17 protein-coding genes are annotated in these 21,042 nt (G+C 72.2%); 8 read left to right on the forward strand and 9 right to left on the reverse strand.

Going from position 1 to position 21,042, the window contains the following annotated elements; genetic code table 11:
• Nucleotides 1-107 precede the first annotated feature (107 nt).
• Both ACH0A8_RS14145 and ACH0A8_RS14150 read right to left on the reverse strand, forming a co-directional pair.
• On the reverse strand, nt 108-791 hold the full coding sequence (locus ACH0A8_RS14145) for a fumarylacetoacetate hydrolase family protein (protein WP_406907408.1): 684 nt from the start codon (nt 789-791) through the stop codon (nt 108-110).
• A gap of 376 nt (nt 792-1,167) precedes the next feature.
• Nucleotides 1,168-3,639 (reverse strand): phosphoketolase, encoded by a 2,472-nt coding sequence (locus ACH0A8_RS14150; RefSeq protein WP_406907409.1) that lies wholly within the window; start codon nt 3,637-3,639, stop codon nt 1,168-1,170.
• A 206-nt stretch (nt 3,640-3,845) separates the two neighbouring features.
• Here ACH0A8_RS14150 and ACH0A8_RS14155 point away from each other — a divergent pair, with 206 nt between their 5' ends.
• A complete protein-coding gene (locus ACH0A8_RS14155) occupies nt 3,846-4,532 on the forward strand; it encodes a hypothetical protein (protein ID WP_066651700.1) in 687 nt (228 codons plus the stop codon).
• Nucleotides 4,533-4,737: 205 nt separating this feature from the next.
• Here the strand turns inward: ACH0A8_RS14155 and ACH0A8_RS14160 are convergent, their stop codons facing one another.
• Nucleotides 4,738-5,340, reverse strand: coding sequence for a DUF1992 domain-containing protein (locus ACH0A8_RS14160; protein WP_209684288.1), 603 nt, complete (start codon nt 5,338-5,340; stop codon nt 4,738-4,740).
• 12 nt (nt 5,341-5,352) lie between these two features.
• On the opposite strand from ACH0A8_RS14160, the gene ACH0A8_RS14165 reads away from it, so the two are divergent.
• Nucleotides 5,353-6,528: a sodium:calcium antiporter gene (locus ACH0A8_RS14165; protein WP_406907410.1), complete on the forward strand. Its 1,176-nt coding sequence runs from the start codon at nt 5,353-5,355 to the stop codon at nt 6,526-6,528.
• Between the two features lie 64 nt (nt 6,529-6,592).
• Here the strand turns inward: ACH0A8_RS14165 and ACH0A8_RS14170 are convergent, their stop codons facing one another.
• Entirely contained in the window at nt 6,593-8,410 is a 1,818-nt protein-coding gene (locus ACH0A8_RS14170) for a glycoside hydrolase family 15 protein (protein WP_066651704.1), read from the reverse strand.
• Nucleotides 8,411-8,939: 529 nt separating this feature from the next.
• On the opposite strand from ACH0A8_RS14170, the gene ACH0A8_RS14175 reads away from it, so the two are divergent.
• The 4 genes from ACH0A8_RS14175 to ACH0A8_RS14190 all read left to right on the forward strand — a co-directional run bounded on the left by ACH0A8_RS14175 (nt 8,940) and on the right by ACH0A8_RS14190 (nt 13,325).
• Entirely contained in the window at nt 8,940-10,106 is a 1,167-nt protein-coding gene (locus ACH0A8_RS14175) for an RtcB family protein (protein ID WP_406907411.1), read from the forward strand.
• Between the two features lie 114 nt (nt 10,107-10,220).
• Nucleotides 10,221-11,054 (forward strand): DUF1206 domain-containing protein, encoded by an 834-nt coding sequence (locus ACH0A8_RS14180; RefSeq protein ID WP_271826974.1) that lies wholly within the window; start codon nt 10,221-10,223, stop codon nt 11,052-11,054.
• A gap of 256 nt (nt 11,055-11,310) precedes the next feature.
• Complete coding sequence (locus ACH0A8_RS14185; protein ID WP_406907412.1) at nt 11,311-12,186, forward strand: SMP-30/gluconolactonase/LRE family protein; 876 nt, start codon at nt 11,311-11,313, stop codon at nt 12,184-12,186.
• 41 nt (nt 12,187-12,227) lie between these two features.
• Entirely contained in the window at nt 12,228-13,325 is a 1,098-nt protein-coding gene (locus tag ACH0A8_RS14190; RefSeq protein ID WP_251154204.1) for an alpha/beta fold hydrolase, read from the forward strand.
• Nucleotides 13,326-13,420: 95 nt separating this feature from the next.
• Here the strand turns inward: ACH0A8_RS14190 and ACH0A8_RS14195 are convergent, their stop codons facing one another.
• From ACH0A8_RS14195 to ACH0A8_RS14215, 5 genes are all read right to left on the reverse strand, one after another.
• Entirely contained in the window at nt 13,421-14,614 is a 1,194-nt protein-coding gene (locus tag ACH0A8_RS14195) for an NAD(P)/FAD-dependent oxidoreductase (protein WP_251154203.1), read from the reverse strand.
• Nucleotides 14,615-14,621: 7 nt separating this feature from the next.
• Nucleotides 14,622-15,422, reverse strand: coding sequence for an SDR family oxidoreductase (locus ACH0A8_RS14200; protein WP_251154202.1), 801 nt, complete (start codon nt 15,420-15,422; stop codon nt 14,622-14,624).
• Between the two features lie 10 nt (nt 15,423-15,432).
• Nucleotides 15,433-15,939 (reverse strand): Dps family protein, encoded by a 507-nt coding sequence (locus tag ACH0A8_RS14205; RefSeq protein WP_126891959.1) that lies wholly within the window; start codon nt 15,937-15,939, stop codon nt 15,433-15,435.
• Between the two features lie 121 nt (nt 15,940-16,060).
• Nucleotides 16,061-16,573 (reverse strand): MarR family winged helix-turn-helix transcriptional regulator, encoded by a 513-nt coding sequence (locus ACH0A8_RS14210; protein WP_066651725.1) that lies wholly within the window; start codon nt 16,571-16,573, stop codon nt 16,061-16,063.
• Between the two features lie 156 nt (nt 16,574-16,729).
• Entirely contained in the window at nt 16,730-17,287 is a 558-nt protein-coding gene (locus ACH0A8_RS14215; protein WP_209684271.1) for an NADPH-dependent FMN reductase, read from the reverse strand.
• A 123-nt stretch (nt 17,288-17,410) separates the two neighbouring features.
• On the opposite strand from ACH0A8_RS14215, the gene ACH0A8_RS14220 reads away from it, so the two are divergent.
• The gene (locus ACH0A8_RS14220; protein WP_406907413.1) at nt 17,411-19,054 is read left to right on the forward strand and encodes a glycoside hydrolase family 13 protein; all 1,644 of its coding nucleotides are present in this window, start codon (nt 17,411-17,413) and stop codon (nt 19,052-19,054) included.
• Nucleotides 19,055-19,172: 118 nt separating this feature from the next.
• A complete protein-coding gene (locus tag ACH0A8_RS14225; protein WP_406907414.1) occupies nt 19,173-21,002 on the forward strand; it encodes a lectin-like domain-containing protein in 1,830 nt (609 codons plus the stop codon).
• The last annotated feature ends 40 nt before the right edge of the window (nt 21,003-21,042 follow it).

Below are 21,042 nucleotides of genomic sequence, written 5' to 3' on the forward strand. Positions count from 1 at the left end.
GTGGTCTGGCGCCGATGGTCCCCCGGCGTCACCGACCGGTGTACGCCTCGGGCCTGCGGACGTTCCCAGCGGTGCGTGGTCGCGCACCGTCCGACCGCGCCCGGAGGTCAGACGATACGGGTCGTCACCGTTCCGACCTCGGCGACGAAGCCGGTGACGACCTGGCCGCGCTGCAGCGGCCCGACGCCGTCCGGGGTCCCGGTGAACAGCAGGTCACCCGGGGCGAGGGTCACCCACCGCGAGAGCTCGGCGATCGTCTCGGCCACCGACCAGACCTGGTCGGCCAGGTCGCCCGACTGTCGCAGTGCGTCGTCCACGCGGAGGCCGATCGCACCGGTGGTCGGGTCGACCCCGGCGGCCGGGACGAGCGTCCCGACCGGGGCCGAGGCGTCGAAGCCCTTCGCCAGGTCCCACGGCCGACCGAGCCGCTTGGCCTCGGCCTGCACGTCGCGACGCGTCAGGTCGATGCCCACGCCGTAGCCCCACACCAGGTCGAGGGCGTCCGTCACGGCGACGTCCGACCCGCCACGACCGAGCGCGACGACGAGTTCGACCTCGTGCTCGAGACGGTCCGTACCCGGCGGGTAGGGGGTGTCGGCGCCGTCGGTGACCAGGGCGCTGGCCGGCTTCGTGAAGAAGAACGGCGGCTCGCGGTCAGGGTCGTGGCCCATCTCCCGGGCGTGGGCTGCGTAGTTGCGACCGACGCAGTACACCCGACGGACGGGGAACCGACCGCCGGCCGTGGTCGGCAGCGTGGGCTGGTCCGGAGCGGAGATGACGAGGTCCTGCACGTGCCCAGCCTGGCACGTCGACTCCCGGCGAGCGAGGCGTCCTCGTGGAGATCGTGCCGCTCCCGCGCGCGTGCCCGCTCCTGGCGCTCCCGCGACTCCTGCCGGAGGTCCTCGAGCAACTCCAGCCGCCCCTCCGGCTCCACGAGGGGGCCGTAGTGCGGGTCCGCGAGCAGGATCTCGACAGCGCGCTCGACCCTGGCGAGCCGTCGCTTGACCAGGTCGTCGGGTTCGTCGGTGACACCGCGCTCACCCATCCGACGTCCGTGCCCCGAGCCTCACGGCACAGGACCGGCCACGCGACGGGCGTGACCGGTCCTGTGGACGGTTCGCAGCGCCTCCAGGCTGTGCAGGAGGAGCGTGCAGGAGACGCGGGACGTCAGTTGCCGGGTGCCGCGCCCTCCGTCTCGCCGGCGCCCGGGTCGCCCCCGGTCCCGCCGTCGGTCGGCTCGTCCTGCGGCCACCCTCGGAACTCCCAGCCCGACAGCGACGGGTGGTCCTCGCCCTTCGAGTAGGCGAAGGTCCGCGCGGCGTCCCGCGCCTCGGTGAGCTTCGCGAGCAGGTCAGCGTGCGCGTCGGCGTCGACCCGCGACAGTGCGTCGTGCGCCAGCGAGAAGCGGTCCATCTCGTTCAGCATGAGCATGTCGAACGGCGACGTGGTGGTGCCCTGCTCGAGGAAGCCGTGCACGTGCAGGTCGTCGTGGCCGTTCCGGCGGTACGTCAGCTGGTGCACGAGCGACGGGTAGCCGTGGAAGGCGAACACCGTCGGCGTGCCGGGCAGGAAGACCTCGTCGTAGCGCTCGTCGCTGACCGGGTGCTCGTGCTTCCGCGGGTCGCCGAGGGACAGCAGGTCCACGACGTTCACGAAGCGGACCCCGACCTCGGGCGCGTGCTTCCGGATGATGTCCGCGGCGGCGACGGCCTCGACCGTCGGCACGTCACCGGCGCTCGCGAGGAGCACGTCGGCGCGTCCGACCGTCTGCTCGGTGCCGGCCCAGTCCCAGACGCCGAGCCCGGCAGCCGCGTGCGCGACGGCGTCCTCGAGGGACAGGAAGACCGGCTCGGGGTGCTTCCCGGCGACGATCACCTCGATGCGGTCCGTGGTCTCGAACGCGTGCGCTGCCACGGCGAGCAGGGTGTTCGCGTCCGCCGGGAGCTTGATGCGCACGAGGTCCTGCTGCTTCGAGGCGACGACGTCGAGGAAGCCCGGGTCCTGGTGCGAGAAGCCGTTGTGGTCCTGCCGCCACACGTGCGACGACAGCAGGATCGACAGGTTCGACACGGGCGCGCGCCAGTCGATGTCGGTCGACGACTCGAGCCACTTCGCGTACTGCCCGACCATCGAGTCGATGATGTGCGCGAACGCCTCGTAGGTGTTGAGCAGTCCGTGGCGGCCGGTGAGCACGTAGCCCTCGAGCACTCCCTCGAGCAGGTGCTCCGACAGGACCTCGATGACCCGGCCACGAGCGCCGAGGTGCTCGTCACCGGCCGCGCGACGGGCACGCCACACCCGGGAGGTCACGTCGAACACGGCGTCGAGCTTGTTCGACACCGTCTCGTCGGGACCGAACAGGCGGAAGGACGACCCGTTCCGCGAGGTCAGCTCAGCGAGCCACGGCCCGAGGGTCGCGGTCGAGCTGGCGTCCTCGCCGACGGGGACCGCGTACGGCTCGAGCGGCGGACGGTCGAGCGCGGTGCGGATGCGCCCGCCGTTGGCGTGCGGCGTGGCGCTCATGCGGAGGTCGCCCTGCGGCCGGATGGTCGTGAGGATCCCGGTCGGCTGGCCGTCGGCGTCGAACAGCTCGTCCGGGCGGTAGCTCCGCATCCACTCCTCGAGCTGCTCGCGGTGTCCGGCGTCCTCGCGCACGGCCGGCAGCGGGACCTGGTGGGCGCGGAAGGTGCCCTCGACGCGCTCGCCGTCGACCTCCTGCGGGCCGGTCCAGCCCTTCGGGGTACGGAGCACGATCATCGGCCAGCGCGGACGCAGGTCGGCTGCGCCTGCCGGCTGTCCGGCTGCGGCCCGTTCGGCCTGGGCCCGAGCGGCGGCCTGGATGTCGTCGATGCTCGCGAGCGCGCGGCGGAGGGCACCGTCGAACAGCGCGTGCACCGCGAACGGGTCGTGGTCCACGCGTGCGGAGTCGACGACGATCGGCTCGTACCCGAGGCCACGGAAGTACGCGGTGAGGTCCTCGTCGGGGATGCGCGCGAGGACGGTCGGGTTCGCGATCTTCCAGCCGTTGAGGTTGAGGATCGGCAGCACGGCCCCGTCGGACACCGGGTCGAGGAAGGTGTGCGCCTGCCAGGAGCCGGACAGGGGACCGGTCTCGGCCTCGCCGTCACCGACGACGCACGCCACGACGAGGTCCGGGTTGTCGAGCGCCGCGCCGTACGCGTGCGCGAGCGAGTAGCCGAGCTCGCCGCCCTCGTGGATGGATCCGGGCGTCTCCGGGGCGGCGTGGGACGGGATGCCGCCCGGGAACGAGAACTGCTTGAAGAACTTCCGGAGCCCCTCGGGGTCCGGCGTGATGTCCGGGTACAGCTCGCCCCAGGTCCCCTCGAGCCAGGCGTTCGCGTTCATCGCGGGGCCACCGTGCCCGGGCCCGCACACGTAGAGGAGGTCGCGGTCGGTCTCGGCGATGAGCGCGTTGCAGTGCGCGTAGACGAGGTTCAGCGCGGGGGAGGTGCCCCAGTGCCCGAGCAGGCGCGGCTTCACGTCGTCCGGGTCGATGGGACGGGTGAGCAGTGGGTTGTCGAGGAGGTAGATCTGCCCGACGGTGAGGTAGTTCGCGGCGCGCCACCAGGCGTCGATCGCCCGGATCCGGTCGGTGCTCGGGATGTGTACGGGGGCCATGTCTCCACGCTACGGAGCAGGGGGCCGGAGTTCCCCAGGAACTTCGTCCAATCCGATCGGGCGAGGGCCCCGAATCCCTTGCATCAGCCGGGAAACACCCGGAGCGCTCACCAGCCGCAAGTAGCTGGTTCTCCACCCCTCTTCGGGGTGTGTTCGGCGCGCACACAGGGAATCGCGCCGAGCGCGACAACGGAAGGAACCCACTCATGCGCAAGTCCATGAAGACCTCGATCACCCTCGCCACCACCGGCGCCCTCGTCCTCGGTGGTGCCGCGTTCGGCATCAGCACGGCGAACGCCGCGACCCCGAACGTGCAGACGGTCTCCTCCTCGTCCGAGGCCTCGAAGATCCCCGCCCCGGTCGCATCGGTCCCCGAGGTCAAGGGTGGCAACACCGCCGTCGCACTCGACAAGGGCTTCACCGACGCCCTCACCTCCCTCGGGCTGACCCCGGGCGTCTCCGGCGACGCGAAGCTCGAGGACGGCTCCGTGTCGTTCCCGATCACCGCTGGCTCGGTCACCTACTGGAGCCCGGACGGCAACTACCGCCCCTACGTGCAGGGCCTGCTGGACCACAACGGTTCGGGTCTGACCCTGAAGGCCGGCGACACCACGGTCACGCTCGAGAACTTCGTCGTGAACCCGGGCTCGTCCAAGCTCTACGGTGACGTCCTCGTCAACGGCGAGGTCGCCGCTTCGAACGCCTACCTGTTCTCGCTGCACGGTGGCACGCTCAAGCCGCTGCAGCTCGAGGGTGACAACGCCATCCTGACCGGCACCACCGTCCACGTCTCCGACGACGCCGCGAAGCTGCTCAACAGCACCTTCAAGACCGACGCCGTCAAGGGCGGGCTGCTCGTCGGCACCGCGACCATCACCGCGCAGATCAAGTAACACCCCGCGGCACACCACCGCACCGGCACCACCACGAGAAGGCGCCGCTCCCCACCACGGGAGCGGCGCCTTCTGCACGTCCGGGCCGGCAGCGCAGGCGGGTGCGGTCGATCGGGTCGGCCTGGAGGCACGGCCCAGCGCCGCGACACCGGCCGCGGTCCGGCACGGCGGACGAGGACACGGTGCGCGCCTCGTGCTGCCCAGGTCACGCCCGACGCCACCACCGACGCGGCCGTGCCGCCTGCTCCGCAGCCGCACGGTCGGCGGCCGCCCGCTCGTCCGCGGCGCGGCGGGCGTCCCGCCGCTCGCGCCACCGCTCCACCTCGACGTCGACGTCGCGCATCGGCGTGACGACCGGCGGTCCGCCGAGCAGCTGCCGTCGGGCCTCCTTGACGCGGGCGTTGAAGTCGACGAGGACCGCGCGGACGTCGTCCTCGGTCGTGAGCGCGTCGAGGTGGTCGTCGAGCTCGGCGTCCTCGGTCCGCAGCGCCAGCGCCGGCGGGGCGATGCCGCGGATGTCCTCACGCTCGATCTTCGCCTTGATCCACCAGTCGGGGTCGTGCCGTCCGTCGTTCCCCGGCAGCGGTTTGCCGTGGTACGGGTTCCCCTCGAAGACCCCGCGGCGCTCGGCCTCCTCGATGCGGGCACGAGCGTGCCGTTCGACGTCCTGCAGCCGGAGCAGGCGTCGTTCCTCGCGGACCTCGTCCGGGTCGAGGGAGCCGCGTTCGATCTCGCTGTCCACGAGCTGCTGGTACCGGTACCGGGCGGCTCGCCGCAGCCGGTCCATCCGTGCATCGACGTCGTTCATCGCCCGTCCATCATGCGCCGCACCGCCGACGGTGTGCTCAGCGGCCGTCCACGCTGGCCGGTCGCCGTCGAGCCGTTCGGCGCACACCTCGGAGCGGTCGCGGCCGCCGGGGGCCACGGTGAGGGCATGGGATCCCTGCCGCTCTGGATGCTCGTCGTGATCTTCGTGGCCGGTGCCGCGGTGATCTGGGTCGCAGGCATCCAGCTCTCGAAGGCCACCGACGTCCTCGACGACCGACTGCACCTCGGGAGCGCGCTCGGCGGGCTCATCGTCCTGGCCGTCGCGACGAACCTGCCCGAGATCGCCATCACGGTCAGCGCGGGCCTGTCCGGCAACATCGAGGTCGCTGCCGGCAACATCCTCGGTGGCATCGCCCTGCAGACCGTCGTGATCGCGATCCTCGACGCCTTCGGCCGACGGGGCAAGGGGGTGCGGCCGCTCACCCACCGTGCTGCGTCGCTGACCCTCGTGCTCGAGGCGGTCGTCGTCGTCGCGGTGCTCGCCGTGGTCGTGGCCGGCAGTCAGCTCCCGCCCGACCTCGTGGTCGCACGACTCACACCGGACGTGGTGCTCATCGCAGCCATCTGGGTCGTCGGGCTCCTGCTCGTGCAGCGCGCCGGCAAGGGGTTGCCGTGGCACCAGGACGGCCGGGCGCCCGACGCGTCACCGCACGCGTCGGGGCACCGGACACGGAAGCAGGACCCACCGCGGATGAGCACCCGGAAGGCGGCGGTCGTCTTCACGGTGTCGGCCCTCGCGACGCTGGTCGCCGGTGTCGTCCTCGAACGTGCGGGTGATGCGGCGTCGGAGCAGATCGGGCTGTCCGGGGTGCTCTTCGGCGCCACGGTGCTGGCCCTCGCCACGAGCCTGCCGGAGATCTCCACCGGCATCCAGGCCGTCCGGCAGGGCGACGACAACCTCGCGATGTCGGACATCTTCGGCGGCAACGCGTTCCTGCCGGTGCTGTTCCTGGTCGCCACGGTGCTGTCCGGCAAGGCGGTGCTGCCGCAGGCGAACGCGAGTGACGTGTACCTGACGGCCCTCGCCGCGCTGCTGACGCTGGTCTACGCGGTCGGCCTGGTGTTCCGGCCGGGGCGGCGGATCATCGGCATGGGCGTCGACTCGTTCGTCGTGGTCGTGCTCTACCTGGTCGGGGTCGCCGGTCTCGTGGCGATCACCCTGGGCTGAGCAGCGTACGACCGTCGCGGTCGGGCGGGCACCACCGACCCGCCCGACCGGGTCCGCGCCCGGTTCACGACTCGGCGGCGACCTCCTCGATCGTCAGCGCCGCCTGGATGAGCGCGAGGTGGGACAGCCCCTGCGGGATGTTGCCCATGAACGCCCCGTCCTCGGCGCTGAGCATCTCGCTGAACAGGCCGACGTCGTTCGCCTGCGCCACCATGTCGTCCATCAGGGAACGGGCATCGTCCACCCGACCGGTGCACGCCATGGCGGCCGCGAGCCAGAACGAGCACGCGACGAAGGGCGACTCCTCCTGGTCCATGCCGGAGTACCGGTAGACCAGGGGGCCGTGCTGCAGCTGTTCCTCGATCGCGCGGATGGTCGACGCCATGCGCGGGCCGCGGTCGAACGACGACATCGCGTGCAGCAGGATCGAGGTGTCGATCGCGTCGGACCCCGGGTACATCACGTAGTACCCGCGCTCCTCGTCCCACCCGTGTTCGGCGACCCACTGCTCGATGAGCTCGCGGTTCTCGATCCACTTCTCGCGCGGTCCGTCGATCATGCCGGCGTCGTGGAGCTCCACCGCAGCGTCGAGCGCCTGCCAGCACCCGACCTTGCTCGACACGTAGTGCTGCGCCTCCTGGAGCTCCCACATACCGGAGTCCTGCTCGGGCCATCGGTGGCAGGCGTCGTCCGCGAGCCGCTCGAGCACGCTCGCGGTCTGGCGGTCGAGCACGTTGCCCGCCTTGACGTACTGACGGAGGATCTCGAAGACGTCACCCCAGACACCGAGCTGCAGCTGGTCGCCCGCACGGTTGCCGATCGTCACCGGACCGATGCCGTTCCACCCGGGGACGTCGCGCTCCTCGACGCCGTCGGTCTTCTCGCCGTTCAGGTCGTAGAAGATCGGCATGGTCTCGTCGTGCTCGGCGATGGTCCGCATCACCCAGGACACCGCCGCGTGCGTCTCCTCGCGGAGCCCGAAGCGGGTGAGGGCGTGCACGGTGTACGACAGGTCGCGGACCCAGGCGAACCGGTAGTCCCAGTTCTTGCCGCCCGTGCGGTCCTCGGGCAGGCTCGTCGTCGGCGCCGCCGCGATCGCACCCGTGGGCGAGTAGATGAGCAGCTTCAGCGCGAGCGCACTGCGCTGCACGGCGTCGGCCCACGGGCCGTCGTACGAGAAGGTCTCCGACCAGGTCGACCAGTTCTCGATCGTCCGGTCGACCGCGTCGAGCGTGCGCTCCGGCTCGGGCATGAAGATCGGCTCGTTCTCGGTACCGACGATCGTCAGGATCGACTTCGACCCCTCGTTCGTGGTGAAGCGTCCGGAGAACCGAGGCCCGTCGTCGTGCACGGGCTCGAAGCCGTGCTGCACGATGCCGATGGTCACGCCGTCGATGCCGATCACCGTGCCGTTGGCCGTGTCGATGCGTCGCGGCTCCGCCGTGTTGAGCAGGGTGCCGGGGACGACCGCCCACTCCATCTCGACGGTGCCGGAGACACCCTGTACGCAGCGGCCGATCTCGGCCCACGGCAGCCGACCGGCGACGCCGGTGACCATCGCGTCCGTGACCGTGCAGGACCCGCTGTCGGTCGTCCACGTCGTGACGAGCACGTTCGTGCCCGGCAGGTACTCGCGCTCGACGCTGGCGTCGCCGGTGGGACGGAGTGCGATGTGCCCCCCGTGCTCGGCGTCGAGGATGCTCGCGAAGACCGGTGGGGAGTCCATCGAGGGGATCGGCAGCCAGTCGATCCGGCCGTCGCGTGCGACGAGCGCGACCGTGCGGCCGTCACCGATGGCTCCGTAGGAGCGGAGCGGCACGTAGCCGTCGGTGCGCTCCTCGTTGTCGTTCGCGTCGGGGGTGTCGCGGGTCCGTTCGGTCATACCACCAGCCTGCCCGGCCCGGCGGGGCGACCATCAGCCGGGCGTACCCCGCTGTGGACGGTCGTGGTGTGCCTCCCGACCGTGCAGGAACGGCCGAGAGAACCGCGACACGCCCGGGTGAGTTGTGCGGCCCGGGCGTGTCGCACTACTGTCGGTCCTCCTGCCCGTCGGGCAGGATCGCCCGCCCCGGGCGCCCACGGAGGGACCGCGATGCACGCCCAGCAGCACAGCAGCCGCCTCGAGCGCCAGCTCGATGCGCTCGTCGTGCTGCCCGCGGTGCAGTACGCGAACCCGTCCCTCCGCGAACCCGCGTAGGCACGCGCCGTCCCCGACGTCCCGTGCCCACCCGGCCCGGGGCGTCCCTCCCGCCGTTCCTCCACAGGTGCACTGCACCGAGCCGGAGGCGCAGGATCCGTCCGCCCCGGACCGTCACCACGACGGCCACCCGGCCGTCACCACGACGGCCGCCCGGCCGTCACCACGACGGCCGCCCGGCCGTCGATGACCGTCACGACGAAGGACGAACACCGTGGAGAAGATCAACGACCGATTGCTCAGCTGGGCCTCGATGCTCGAGGAGAACACCGAGCAGCAGGCCCGCACGACGGCCCGGATGCCGTTCGTGTTCCCGCACCTCGCGCTGATGCCCGACGCGCACCTCGGTCTCGGCGCCACCGTCGGCTCCGTGATCCCGACCCTCGGCGCCGTCATGCCGGCGGCCGTCGGCGTCGACATCGGCTGCGGCATGATCGCGGTGCGCACGCAGTTCGCTGCCGCGGACCTGCCCGCCGACCTGCAGCCCCTCCGCGAGCAGATCGAGCGCGCGGTCCCGCTGTCCGCCGGGGCGTCGAACCGGAAGGTCGTCGCCACCGCCGAGCCGCGGATCGCCGAGCTCGAGGCGATGGCCGCGGCCGCCGGGTTCGACCCGGCCGGAGCACACGGCGGCTGGCGGAACCAGCTCGGCACGCTCGGCTCGGGCAACCACTTCATCGAGGTCTCGCTCGACGAGCAGGACCGGGTCTGGCTCTTCCTGCACTCCGGGTCGCGCGGCGTCGGCAACAAGCTCGCCCAGCGGCACATCGCCGTCGCCAAGCGGATGATGCAGCGCTGGTGGATCGAGCTGCCGGACCCCGACCTGGCCTACCTCGTCGAGGGCACCCCGGAGTTCGACCGCTACATCGCCGAGCTCCGGTGGGCGCAGCACTTCGCGCTCCTCAACCGCGAGGAGATGATGGACCGGGTCGTCCGGCAGCTGTCCGAGGTGCTCGGCCAGCCGGTGGACGAGCAGGAGCGGATCAACTGCCACCACAACTTCACCCAGCGTGAGACGCACTGGGGCAAGAGCGTGTGGGTGTCCCGGAAGGGTGCCATCCAGGCGAAGGCGGGGCAGCCCGGTCTCATCCCGGGATCGATGGGGACCGCTTCCTACGTCGTCGAGGGGCTCGGTGACAAGCCGTCGCTCGAGTCCTCGCCGCACGGCGCCGGTCGGCTGTTCTCGCGGTCCGCTGCCCGGCGGACCTTCACCCACGAGCAGCTGCGCGAGGCGATGGCGGGGATCGAGTTCCGCGACACGGACGCGTTCCTCGACGAGATCCCCGCGGCCTACAAGCCCATCGACCAGGTCATGGCGGATGCCGTCGACCTGGTGACGGTCCGGCACACGCTGCGGCAGGTCGTCAACGTGAAGGGTGACTGACATCGGACGGGAGGCGCGTGGCCGTCCGCCACGCGCCTCCCGTCCGGCCTTCGTCCCGACACGCGGTGCGCTCCGCTGCGGACAGCGGTCCGTGCGTCGGGCACGCTCGAAGGGATGAGCGACCAGGCGGAACGAGCAGCACGCGAGACCGGACGACAGGCGAAGCGTGTCGCCGACAGCAGGTGGTTCGAGCTGACGGCGCGGGCCGGGTACGTCGGCAGCGGTGTGGTCCACCTGCTGATCGGGTACCTCGTCGTGCTCCTCGGGATCGGGAACGCATCCGGGGGCAGCGAGACGGACCAGTCCGGAGCGCTGCGGCAGCTCGCCGAGGTCCCCGGAGGCGTGGCCCTGCTCTGGGTCGTCGCCGTCGGCACCGCGGCGCTGGCCCTGCGGCTCCTGCTCGAGGCGGTCGTCGGCGGCCGGTCCGACAGCGCCCGCGGGTGGGCGGCACGGGCGAAGGACCTCGGCAAGGCGGTCGTCTACGGCGTCGTCTCGTACTCGGCCGGGTCGTTCGCGCTCGGGGCCGGCACGAGCTCCAGCGGGTCGACCCGGAGCGCGGCGGCCCAGGCCCTCGCGACGCCCGGCGGGGTGTTCCTGCTGATCGCCGTCGGTGCGGTGGCGATCGCGATCGGTGCGGCCCTGGTCGTGCAGGGGTGCCGTCGCTCCTTCTGGAAGCAGCTCGTCCGGCCGCGGCAGCCCCTCGACCGTGCCGTGACCGTGCTCGGGACCGTCGGGTACGTCGGCAAGGGGATCGCCGTCGCGGTCGTCGGGGTGCTGATCGTCGTCGCCGGCGTCCGGAGCGACCCGGACCAGGCGACGGGGCTCGACGGGGCGTTCGACGCGCTGCGCGACCTGCCCGCCGGATCGGTGGTGCTCGTCGCGGTCGGCATCGGGTTCCTGGCGTACGGCGTCTACAGCTTCTTCCGCGCCCGGTTCGCGCGCCTCTGACCCGAGCCCGCGTCGGTCGGTGCGGACCACTGCGAGCCGTCGGCATCGGTCCGTGTGGACCGCTGTGAGACGCCGGCGTCGGTACCGGACGCACCCGAGTCGTCGAGGCGCCGCCGGATCCGACGGCGTCTCGCCGGGATGAAGGCGTCTCCGTCCGACGCCGGTGTCTCGGGCGGTCTCCGGCGCCCGCGGTCCGACCGAGTCCGCCGCGTCTCGCTGGCAGGTCGTGCACGCCGGCCCCGGTAGACGGGAGGACATGCACACCGACGCCGTGACCGGGCCCGTGACCGTCTTCTGCGACGAGCAGGCGGTCCTCGCCGAGAGCATCGTCTGGGACCCGACCGCCGAACGGCTCCGCTGGACCGACATCACCCTGGGCCTGCTCACCACCGCCCGCGCGGACGGCACGGTCGAGTCGAGCGTCGCACTGCCGCCGCCCCTGGCGAGCTTCCAGCCACGCGCCGCCGGCGGGTTCGTCGCGGCGTTGGGCGACACGGTCGTGCTCACCGACGAGCGCGGCGTCGTCGAGCGCGAGCTGGTGCGGGTGCAGCACGCGACCACCGAGATGCGGTTCAACGAGGGCAAGTGCGACCCCTTCGGTCGGTTCCTCGTCGGCAGCATGGACCTCTCCGACCAGGACCCGGCGGGAGCGCTGTACTCGGTCGAGCCCGACGGTACGACGCGCGTGCTCCGCGGGGGCTTCGGCGTGACCAACGGCATCGAGTGGTCGGCGGACGGCAGCGTGATGTACGTCACGGACACGAGCACCTCGACGATCTACCGCGGCTCGTACGGCCCCGACGGCGTGCTCGGCGAACTCGAGCCCTTCGTCAGCGGCGCCGCACACGACGGGCTGGTCCGCGACGACGAGGGCTGCTTCTGGACGGCGGTCTACGGCGCCGGCCGGGTGGAGCGCTGGGACGCCGAGGGCCGACACCTCGAGACCGTCGAGGTGCCCGCGCCGAACGTGACCTCCGTGGCCTTCGGCGGACCGGACGCGTCGACGCTCTTCGTCGCCACGGCGCGCGAGAACAGCACCGAGGAACAGCTCGAGCAGTACCCGCACTCCGGGGCGGTGTTCGCGGTCCCCACCCGGGTGCACGGCGCGCCCGCTTCCGCGTTCGGCGGCTGAACGGCGGGTACGGTGGGAGGTCGCCGATCCCAGGAGGCCCCGTGACCGAACAGGACGACCAGGACGACCGGACCCCGCCGCCCGCACCCGACCCCGCCGGTGCGCTCGCGCGTGCCGAGGACGCCGACGTGCAGGTCGAGGTCGACCGGATCGCCGTCGACGGCACCTACGTCCGGGTGAGCTCGATCGGGCAGCCGGGCGACCGTGCGTTCGTCCTCGTCGCCGGTCTGGGCATCGCCGCCACCTACTACGAGCGGCTCGCGCCGCACCTCAACGAGAACGGCCCGGTGCACGCCCTCGACCTGCCGGGCTTCGCCGGGGTCCCGCGCTTCCGTGGTGCCGTGTCGATCGAGCGCTACGCCGACGCGGTCGAGCAGGTCATCCGCGAGCTGCGGCTCGAGGACCCGGTGCTCGTCGGGCACTCGATGGGCACCCAGGTCGTCACCGAGGTCGCCGCGCGCAACCCGCACATCCGCGACCTCGTGCTCATCAGTCCGGTCGTCGACAGCCGCGCCCGGAGCATCCCGATCTCGGCGCTCCGCTTCCTGCGGTCGGCGCTGCACGAGCCCGCGGCCGTCCGCTGGCACGGGGTCACCGCCTACGCGCTCTGCGGCTGGCACTGGTTCCGGAAGGTGCTGCCGGAGATGATCGCGTTCCCGATCGAGGACCGCGCCGCCGAGGTGCGGGCGCGCACCCTGATCGTCCGCGGTGAGCACGACGCGATGGTGCCCCGTGACTGGGTGCGGTCCCTCGCCCGGGTGTTCCCGCACGCGGTCCTGCGCGAGGTGGTCGGCGGCGCCCACTCGGTCATGCACGCGCAGGCGGACGCGGTGGCCCGCCTCGCGGTGGCCCTCGTCGACGGGCAGATCACCGACCGTGGCGTCGGCTCGCTGCAGCGGGTGCGCGACGACACGACCTCGTCCGACCTGGCCCGGCTGGGTCCGAAGGATGCCTGGCTGGTCGTGAAGTCGCGCTTCATCGAGCTCTTCGGCATGGCGAAGGGCGACGACGAGCAGCTGGAGCGGGCGAAGTCCGCGCACGCGGTCGCGATGGCCGACGGCGACGGCATCCCCGTGGACCCGGACGACCGCCGCGAGGTGGTCGACGACGTCGCACCCGAGGTGCGCGACCGGTCCTGACCCGGGCACCGCGAACACGGCGACGGCCCGGAGGCGCGACCCGACCCCGTCAGGTCGGGCCGCGCCTCCAGGCCGCCGGCGTCAGGATCCGCGGGTCACGGCGTGATGCGGCCCGGCAGCATGTCCCGGGTGAGCCCGTTGGCGTCGGCGAGCACCCCGCGGGCCTCGTCCGTCTTGTCGGAGACGTTCCAGAGCAGGACCCCGCGGACCGTGTCGTCGTCGTCCAGGTAGTAGACGACGCCGGTGGTGAGCGGCTCCTGCCAGTCCTCGACGGTCTGCAGCTCGGTGGACACCTGGCCGACGGCCTCGTACCCCGTGTCGAAGACGTTCGAGTAGAACATCGGCGTGTGGTCGTACGTCTCGTCCGCGTCCGCGAGGTTCCGGCCTGCCTGCCGGCCCTGCTGCTTCGCGTTGTCGACGTGCTCGACCCGGCGCGTGCCGAGGATGCGGTCCGGGTACTCGGCGACGTCGCCGGCGGCGAACACCGACTCGTCGTCCGTCACCAGCGTCGACGACACCACGATGCCGTCGCGCACGGTCAGACCGGCGTCGGCGGCGAGCTGCGTCTGCGGTTCGATGCCGAGTCCGGCCACGACCGCGTCGGCCTCGAGGACCGACCCGTCGTCGAGGGTGAGGCTGACGCCGCCCTCCGACTCCGTGCCCTGGTCGACCCGTCGTCCGGTGCGGAGCTCGACGCCGTGGTCGACGAAGCGCTGCTGGAAGGCCCGGGCGAGGTCGTCCGGGAACATGTGCCCGCCGAGGACCTCGTCGGGCGTCACCAGGGTCACCCTGGCGCCGTTCTGCACGATGCCCGCGGCGATCTCGGTGCCGATGTAGCTGCCGCCGACGACGGCGACGTGCGCTCCGGCGTCCGCGAGGGCGCGGAGTCGGCGGTAGTCGTCCGCGCTGCGGAAGTCGAGGACCCGCGACGAGGGCGACAGGCCGGGCAGGCTGCGCGGTTTCCCACCGGTCGCGAGCAGCAGGCGCTCGTAGCCGTGGGTCTGGCCGTCGTCCGTCGTGACGGTCCCCGCCTCGCGGTCGATCGCCGTCACGACGGTCCCGAGCACGAACGTCGCCCCGGTCTCCTCGGTGTGCAGGTCGACCTTCTCGTCCCAGCTGAAGTCCGGGTCGGTCCAGAGCTTCTTCGACAGGGCCGGACGGGCGTACGGACGGTCGGTCTCCTCGCTGACGATGCCGATCGAGCCGTCGGCGTCGATCTCGCGGATCCCGCGGGCGGCAGCGTCGGCGACCATCCCGCCTCCGACGATCAGGTAGCGGAAGTCGCTCATGGTCCTCCTAGATGGTGGCGACCGAGCCGGAGTCGACCCGGTAGTTCGACCCGTTGACGAAGCTCGCCAGGTCGGAGCAGAGGAAGGCGACGACGTTCGCGACCTCCTCGGGCTCCCCGCGGCGGCCGAGCTCCATGTACGGACGCTGCTCGTCGAGGAAGTTCGAGATCGCCTCGTCGAACGAGGTCCCCTGCTCCTTCGCGCGCTTGTCCATCATGGCGTCGGTCATCGGGGTGTGGATGAAGGCCGGGCTCACGGTGTTCACGAGCAGGCCCTCGGACGCGTACGACCGCGACAGGCCCTTCGCGAACGACAGGACACCGGCCTTCGCGGCGCAGTAGGGGAGCTCGTCGTCGTAGGGCTGCGAGGCGTCCTCGGACACGAGGTAGACGATGCGACCCCAGCCGCCCTTGCGCAGGTCGCCGATGAACTCGCGCGTGATCCGCACCGGGCCCATCAGGTCGACGTCGATGGTGTCGAGCCAGCCCTGCTCGTCGATCTCGTGGAACATGCCCTGCGCACCGGTGATGCCCGAGGACTGCACGAGGATGTCGATCTCGCCGACGGCGTCGCGCACCTTGCCGTGCAGCGCGGCGAGGGACTCGGCCTCCGTCACGTCCGCGGCGAAGGCGAAGAGCTTGCCGTGCGGCGCCTCGAGCTGGTCGGCGCTCGTGTCGAGTCGTCCCTGGTCGAGGTCGGTGACGACCACGGTCGCACCCTCCGCCAGGAGGATGCGAGCCGTGTTCCAGCCGATGCCGGAGTCGCCACCGAAGACGAGCGCGACCTTGCCGGTGATGCCGAGGTCCACGTCGCGTCCCCTACTCGTGCTCGGAGGCCTCGGCGACGGCCGGGGTCGTGGCGGCGGCGAGCGGCGTGCGCGGCTCGCGGTTCTCGGCCGAGACCATCCAGGCGAGCTGCTCGAGGCGCTCGATGAAGCCGTGGAGCAGGTCCGCGGTCGTCGGGTCCTCGTCGTCGACCTCGTCGTGCACGTCGCGCATGGTGCCGGTGGCCTGGTAGAGCCGGAGCGTGATCGCGTCGATGGCGTCGTGCGTGTCGATCTCCCCGTCCGGGAAGGCGTCGAGGTGCGTCCCCGCGGCGACCGTGGCCGAGCGGCCGTCCGGGATCGCGTAGAGGGCGCGCATGCGCTCCGCGGTGTCGTCGGCGAACTCACGCGCGGCGTCGACGATCTCGTCGAGCTGCAGGTGCAGGTCGCGGAAGTTGTGTCCGAGGATGTTCCAGTGGGCCTGCTTGCCCTGCAGGTGCAGGTCGACGAGGTCCACCAGGACGGCCTGGAGGTTGGCGGCGAGCTTGTCCGATGCGTGCATGATCGGCTCCTTTCGCGGTCGGTGACCCTTCTGGTCTACGCGGTCGCGTGCTCGGCGTTCCCAGTGCGCGTGCACCCTGGCGTCCCCCGCGGGGTGGTCGGACGCGCGGACGGCACCGAGGTCAGTGCTCGAGCGCGGGGTCCACCTGGTCGACGGCGTCGCGCATCCGCTCGAGGAACGTCGCGACGACGCGGGCGTCGGAGGCGGACAGCCCCTCGGCGATCGACATCATCCGCCGGTGCATGGTCCCGAGGGTGGCACGGACCTCGTCGTCGGTCTCGGTCGTGGGGGTGATCACCAGTGCGCGACGGTCGGTGGGGTGCGGCTCGCGGCGGACGTGGTCCGACTTCACCAGGCGGTCGATCAGGATCGTCGTCGAGGCCGACGAGATCTTCAGGTAGGCGGCCAGGTCCTTCGGCTTGACCATCCGACCCGCACGCTGTGCCTGCAGCAGGTAGCGGACGGCGAGCAGGTCGGTCTCGCCCATGCCCATCGAGTCGCGGGTCCGTCGCCGCATCGCGGTCTCGGCGGCGCGGTAGCGACGCAGGGCGTTCAGCACGGCGACGCCGCGCTGTGTGGCGTCGTCGTCGGGGAACCAGTACCCCGACGCCTCCGTGATCTCCTGCGTCGACATGCCGTTCAGGGTAACCCGTCTGGTATCTCGCCTGCCTAGCGGATCCGCGTGCTGTGGACGAGTCCTCGGCGCTGCCCCGGACGGAGGGGAGGCGCGGTGCCAGCCGGCACCGCGCCTCCGGACCGTCTCCCGGTCGCCCGACGGCGACCGGGCGGATCAGGCGGCGACGCGCTCGTCCGCCGCACCGGCCAGGGCGCGGAGCGCGCCCTGCACGAGCTCGACGACCTCGGCGTCCTCGCGCGGGTGGGTCTCCGCGAACCGGACCACCGACTGCGGGATGGCGACCTTGACGTCCTCCAGGACCTTCGCACCCGCGATCCCCGCCGACTTGCGGGCGTCGTCGTGTGCCCACACACCGCCGTACTGGCCGAACGCCGAGCCGATCACCGCGAGCGGCTTGCCGGACAGCGGCGACGAGCCGAAGGGCCGCGAGCCCCAGTCGAGCGCGTTCTTCAGCACGGCCGGCATCGTGCCGTTGTACTCGGGGGTGACGAGCAGGACCGCGTCCGCTGCGGCGACGGCGTCGCGGAAGGCGACGGCGGCGGCCGGCGGGGTGTCGCCGTCGATGTCCTCGTTGTAGAAGGGCAGGTCGACGATGCCGTCGAACGTCGTGAGGGTGATCCCCTCGGGGGCGTGCTGCTCGGCAGCCTCGGCGAGCTTCCGGTTGATCGAGCCGGCGCGCAGGCTGCCGACGAGGGCGAGGACGTTCGTCATGGTGGATCCCTTCTGTCCGTGACCGTTCGGTCACGGAATGGTGTCAGGGACAACCAATGTGCTCGCTGAGTGCGCCATTCCCGATCGGACCACCACTCGGGTCCCGCTGGGTACGGTGGCCGGGTGAGCAGCCACCGGACGCCCGCCAGCAGCCCGCGCACCACCGACCCGGACTGGTGGCGTCAGGCCGTCGTCTACCAGGTGTACCCGCGGAGCTTCGCCGACACCGACGCGGACGGCCTGGGGGACATCGCGGGCATCACGAGCCGTGTGCCGTACCTGGCGTCGCTCGGCGTCGACGCGGTGTGGTTGTCGCCCTTCACCCCCTCGCCGCTCGCCGACGGCGGGTACGACGTGGCGGACTACCGCGACGTCGACCCGCGCCTCGGCACGCTCGACGACCTCGACGCGTTCGTCCGCGCCGCACACGAGCACGACGTGCGCGTCATCGTCGACGTCGTGCCGAACCACACCTCCGACCAGCACGAGTGGTTCCGCCAGGCGCTCGCCGCAGAGCCGGGGTCACCCGAGCGGGCGCGCTACGTGTTCCGTGACGGAGCGGGGGAGTCGGGCGAGCTCCCGCCGAGCGACTGGGTGTCGAACTTCGGCGGCAGCGCGTGGACGCGGGTGCCGGACGGCCAGTGGTACCTGCACCTGTTCGCGCCCGAACAGCCCGACCTCGACTGGTCGAACCCCGAGGTGCGCGCCGACTTCGAGCACACCCTGCGGTTCTGGTCCGACCGCGGCGTGGACGGCTTCCGGGTCGACGTCGCGCACGGGCTCGCGAAGGACCTGTCGACGCCGTACCGTCCCTCGAACGAGAAGGCGCTGCCGCTGGACGGCTCCGACCCGCTGTACGACCGCGACGAGGTGCACGAGATCTTCGCGACGTGGCGCTCCGTGCTCGACGAGTACGACCCGCCCCGCGCCGCGATCGCCGAGGCCTGGGCGCCGGCACCGCGTCGCGTGCTCTACGCCCGGCCCACCGAGCTCGGGCAGGCGTTCAACTTCGACCTGCTCGAGGCACCGTACGACGCACGGGCCTTCCACGAGATCATCGAGCGGAACCTCGCCATGTCGGCCGAGTCCGGCGCTTCCTCGACCTGGGTCCTGTCGAACCACGACGTCGTGCGGCACGCCACCCGCTACGGCCTGCCCGACGGCACCGACACGGATGCCTGGCTGCTCACCGACGGCACCGAGCCCGAGCTCGACCGTGCGCGCGGTGGACGTCGGGCGCGTGCGGCGACGCTGCTGATCCTGGCGTTGCCCGGGTCCACCTACCTGTACCAGGGCGAGGAGCTCGGCCTGCACGAGGCGCCCGCGATCCCCCACGAGCGCCTGCAGGACCCGAAGTGGATCCGCAGCGGGCACACGGTGAAGGGGCGGGACGGTTGCCGGGTCCCGATCCCCTGGACCCGGACGGGGCCGTCGTTCGGCTTCGGTGACGTCGCACCGCACCTGCCGCAGCCGGAGGACTTCGGCGACTCGTCGGTCGAGGCCGAGGACGGCGACCCCGCTTCGACGCTGTCGCTCTACCGGCAGGCGACGGCGGCCCGACGACGGCTGCAGCAGGGCGAGGAACTGACGTGGCTCGACGCCGGTGACGACGTCGTGGCGTTCGCCCGGCACGAGGGCTGGCGGTCCGTGACGAACCTCGGGACGTCTCCGGTGCCGTTGCCGTCGGGCTCGGTGGTGCTGGCGTCCGGGCCGCTCGACGCGGGCGAGGGGATGCTCCCGGGCGAGACCACGGTGTGGCTCGGGTGAGTTCGATCTGGCCGGGGTGGCTGAGCACATCCCTGCACAGCGGCTGGTCTCGGGACTGTTCTCCCCAGAAGGGCTCGACGGCCGCTGACGAGGTGGTCCCGCTCGCGACGATCGGGGCATGACAGACACCTCGATCCCGACAACCACCCACCGCGTCGCACACCCCCGACGGTGTCGACGCCCGCGGGGTGCGATCACGGCCGGACTCGTGGCCCTCGCCGTCCTGGCGGCGCCGGCGCTCCTGCCCTCCAGCTCCTCGGCGGACGACCTCGCGTTCCCCTACCGCAACGGCTTCGACTCCGCCGCGGGCGGCACCCTGAGCGGCGACGCGCAGGTCGTCGACGGGCGGCTGCGGCTCACGGACCAGACGAAGGACCAGGCCGGAGCATGGTCGACGGACGACACGTTCCGCTCGGACCTCGGACTCGACATCGAGTTCTCGTACGCCATGTACAACACGGTGGGCGACCAGGGTGCCGACGGGCTGCTGCTCTTCCTGGCGGACGGCAGCGCACCACAGGGCGTCGGAGCGTACGGCGCAGCGCTCGGGTACGCCTGCCGGTCGAGCGAGACCCAGGGCGGCGGGCGGCCCTGCGACCTGCCCGGCGTGCCGGGTGGCTTCGCGGCGGTGGCGGTCGACCACTACGGCAACTTCTCGCAGGAGATCAACCTGTCCGGGCTCGGGCGCCGACCGGACTCGGTCGTGGTCCGGGGATCGGGTGACGGCACCACCGGCTACCGGTACGTCGACGGGGTCCAGGCTCCCGGTGGCACCCTGACCGACGGGCCGACGAAGCGGAAGGTCCGGGTCAGTCTCGTGCCGGGGGCGTCGGGGGAACTCTTCATGACCGTGCGCCTCGAGGACGGGGGGCTGCTCCGCACCGTCCTCGACCGCGTGCCGCTGCACGGCGACGCCCAGGCTCCGCTCCCGGACACGCTCCGGCTCGGCTTCTCCGCCGCGACCGGCAGCTTCGCCGACGTCCACGAGGTCGACGACCTCCGGGTCTCCCAGCCCGTCGACCTCGGCGTCACCCAGGAGCTCCCCGCGTCCGGTCGGCCCGGGCAGCCGTTCTCGTACACCGTGACCGCGTCCGACGCCGGCCCGAACCGGTCCGACCCCAGCGCGCTGCACGTCGACGTCCCCGACGGTCTGCGGGACGTGACGTGGACCTGCACCGCGACCGACGGATCCGCCTGCGGAGCGGCCACCGGGACCGGCGACGTGGACGCCGGGCTCGACCTGGTCCCGGGCGGCGCCGCGACGGTCACCGTGTCCGGGACCGTCGCGGACGACGCCTCGGGGGCGCTCGAGAGCACCGCCACCATCGCGCCTCCGGCGTCGCTGTCCGACGTCGACGAGTCCGACAACCGGTCCGTCGAGACGAGTCCGATCGAGGCGGCGCCGGCGCCCGAGGCGCAGCTCGAGACCGACAAGTCGGTGTCCCCGTCCCTCGACGTGGCACCGGGGGACGAGGTCGAGTACCTGGTGACGGCGAAGAACCGCGGTCCGGACCCCGCGCACGACGTGGGCGTGGTCGACGACCTGCCGGCGGCGATGCGCTTCACGGGGTCCGAGGACGACTGCTCGGCCGAGGGGCAGCACGTGACGTGCCGGTCCGAGGGGGACCTGGCGGTGGGTGGGACCCGCTCCTTCCGCATCCGAGCGGTGCTCGACCCCGGCTACACCGGCGACGGGTCCGACGTCGTCAACGTGGCGACCGCGACGTCGCCCACCGATCCGGACGGGGGCGACCCGTCCCCGGAGGTGACGATCGGCGTCACGGTGCCCGGCGACGGCGGCGGCGACGGCGACGGCGACGGCGGCGGTGAGGGTGACGGCGGTGACGAGGGCGACGGCGACACGGGCGCCCCGACGCCGGCCGGCTCCGCGAGCGCTTCGCCGTCGCCGGACGCCCCGACGGCTTCGCGCGGCGGGCGACGTCGGTGACCGTGGCGGTCGGCGGACCGGTGCGGAGGAACGCCATGAG

Origin of the sequence: Curtobacterium sp. 179-B 9B NHS, assembly GCF_045370965.1 — a bacterium.
GTDB lineage: Bacteria > Actinomycetota > Actinomycetes > Actinomycetales > Microbacteriaceae > Curtobacterium.

Coding starts and splice junctions, on each gene's coding strand:
- ACH0A8_RS14150 (WP_406907409.1), bottom strand. CDS start 3,639: ATGGCCCCCGTACACATCCCGAGCACCGACCGGATCCGGGCGATCGAC.
- ACH0A8_RS14225 (WP_406907414.1), top strand. CDS start 19,173: ATGACAGACACCTCGATCCCGACAACCACCCACCGCGTCGCACACCCC.
- ACH0A8_RS14195 (WP_251154203.1), bottom strand. CDS start 14,614: ATGAGCGACTTCCGCTACCTGATCGTCGGAGGCGGGATGGTCGCCGAC.
- ACH0A8_RS14185 (WP_406907412.1), top strand. CDS start 11,311: ATGCACACCGACGCCGTGACCGGGCCCGTGACCGTCTTCTGCGACGAG.
- ACH0A8_RS14155 (WP_066651700.1), top strand. CDS start 3,846: ATGCGCAAGTCCATGAAGACCTCGATCACCCTCGCCACCACCGGCGCC.
- ACH0A8_RS14165 (WP_406907410.1), top strand. CDS start 5,353: ATGCGCCGCACCGCCGACGGTGTGCTCAGCGGCCGTCCACGCTGGCCG.
- ACH0A8_RS14180 (WP_271826974.1), top strand. CDS start 10,221: ATGAGCGACCAGGCGGAACGAGCAGCACGCGAGACCGGACGACAGGCG.
- ACH0A8_RS14215 (WP_209684271.1), bottom strand. CDS start 17,287: ATGACGAACGTCCTCGCCCTCGTCGGCAGCCTGCGCGCCGGCTCGATC.
- ACH0A8_RS14205 (WP_126891959.1), bottom strand. CDS start 15,939: ATGCACGCATCGGACAAGCTCGCCGCCAACCTCCAGGCCGTCCTGGTG.
- ACH0A8_RS14210 (WP_066651725.1), bottom strand. CDS start 16,573: ATGTCGACGCAGGAGATCACGGAGGCGTCGGGGTACTGGTTCCCCGAC.
- ACH0A8_RS14160 (WP_209684288.1), bottom strand. CDS start 5,340: ATGAACGACGTCGATGCACGGATGGACCGGCTGCGGCGAGCCGCCCGG.
- ACH0A8_RS14170 (WP_066651704.1), bottom strand. CDS start 8,410: ATGACCGAACGGACCCGCGACACCCCCGACGCGAACGACAACGAGGAG.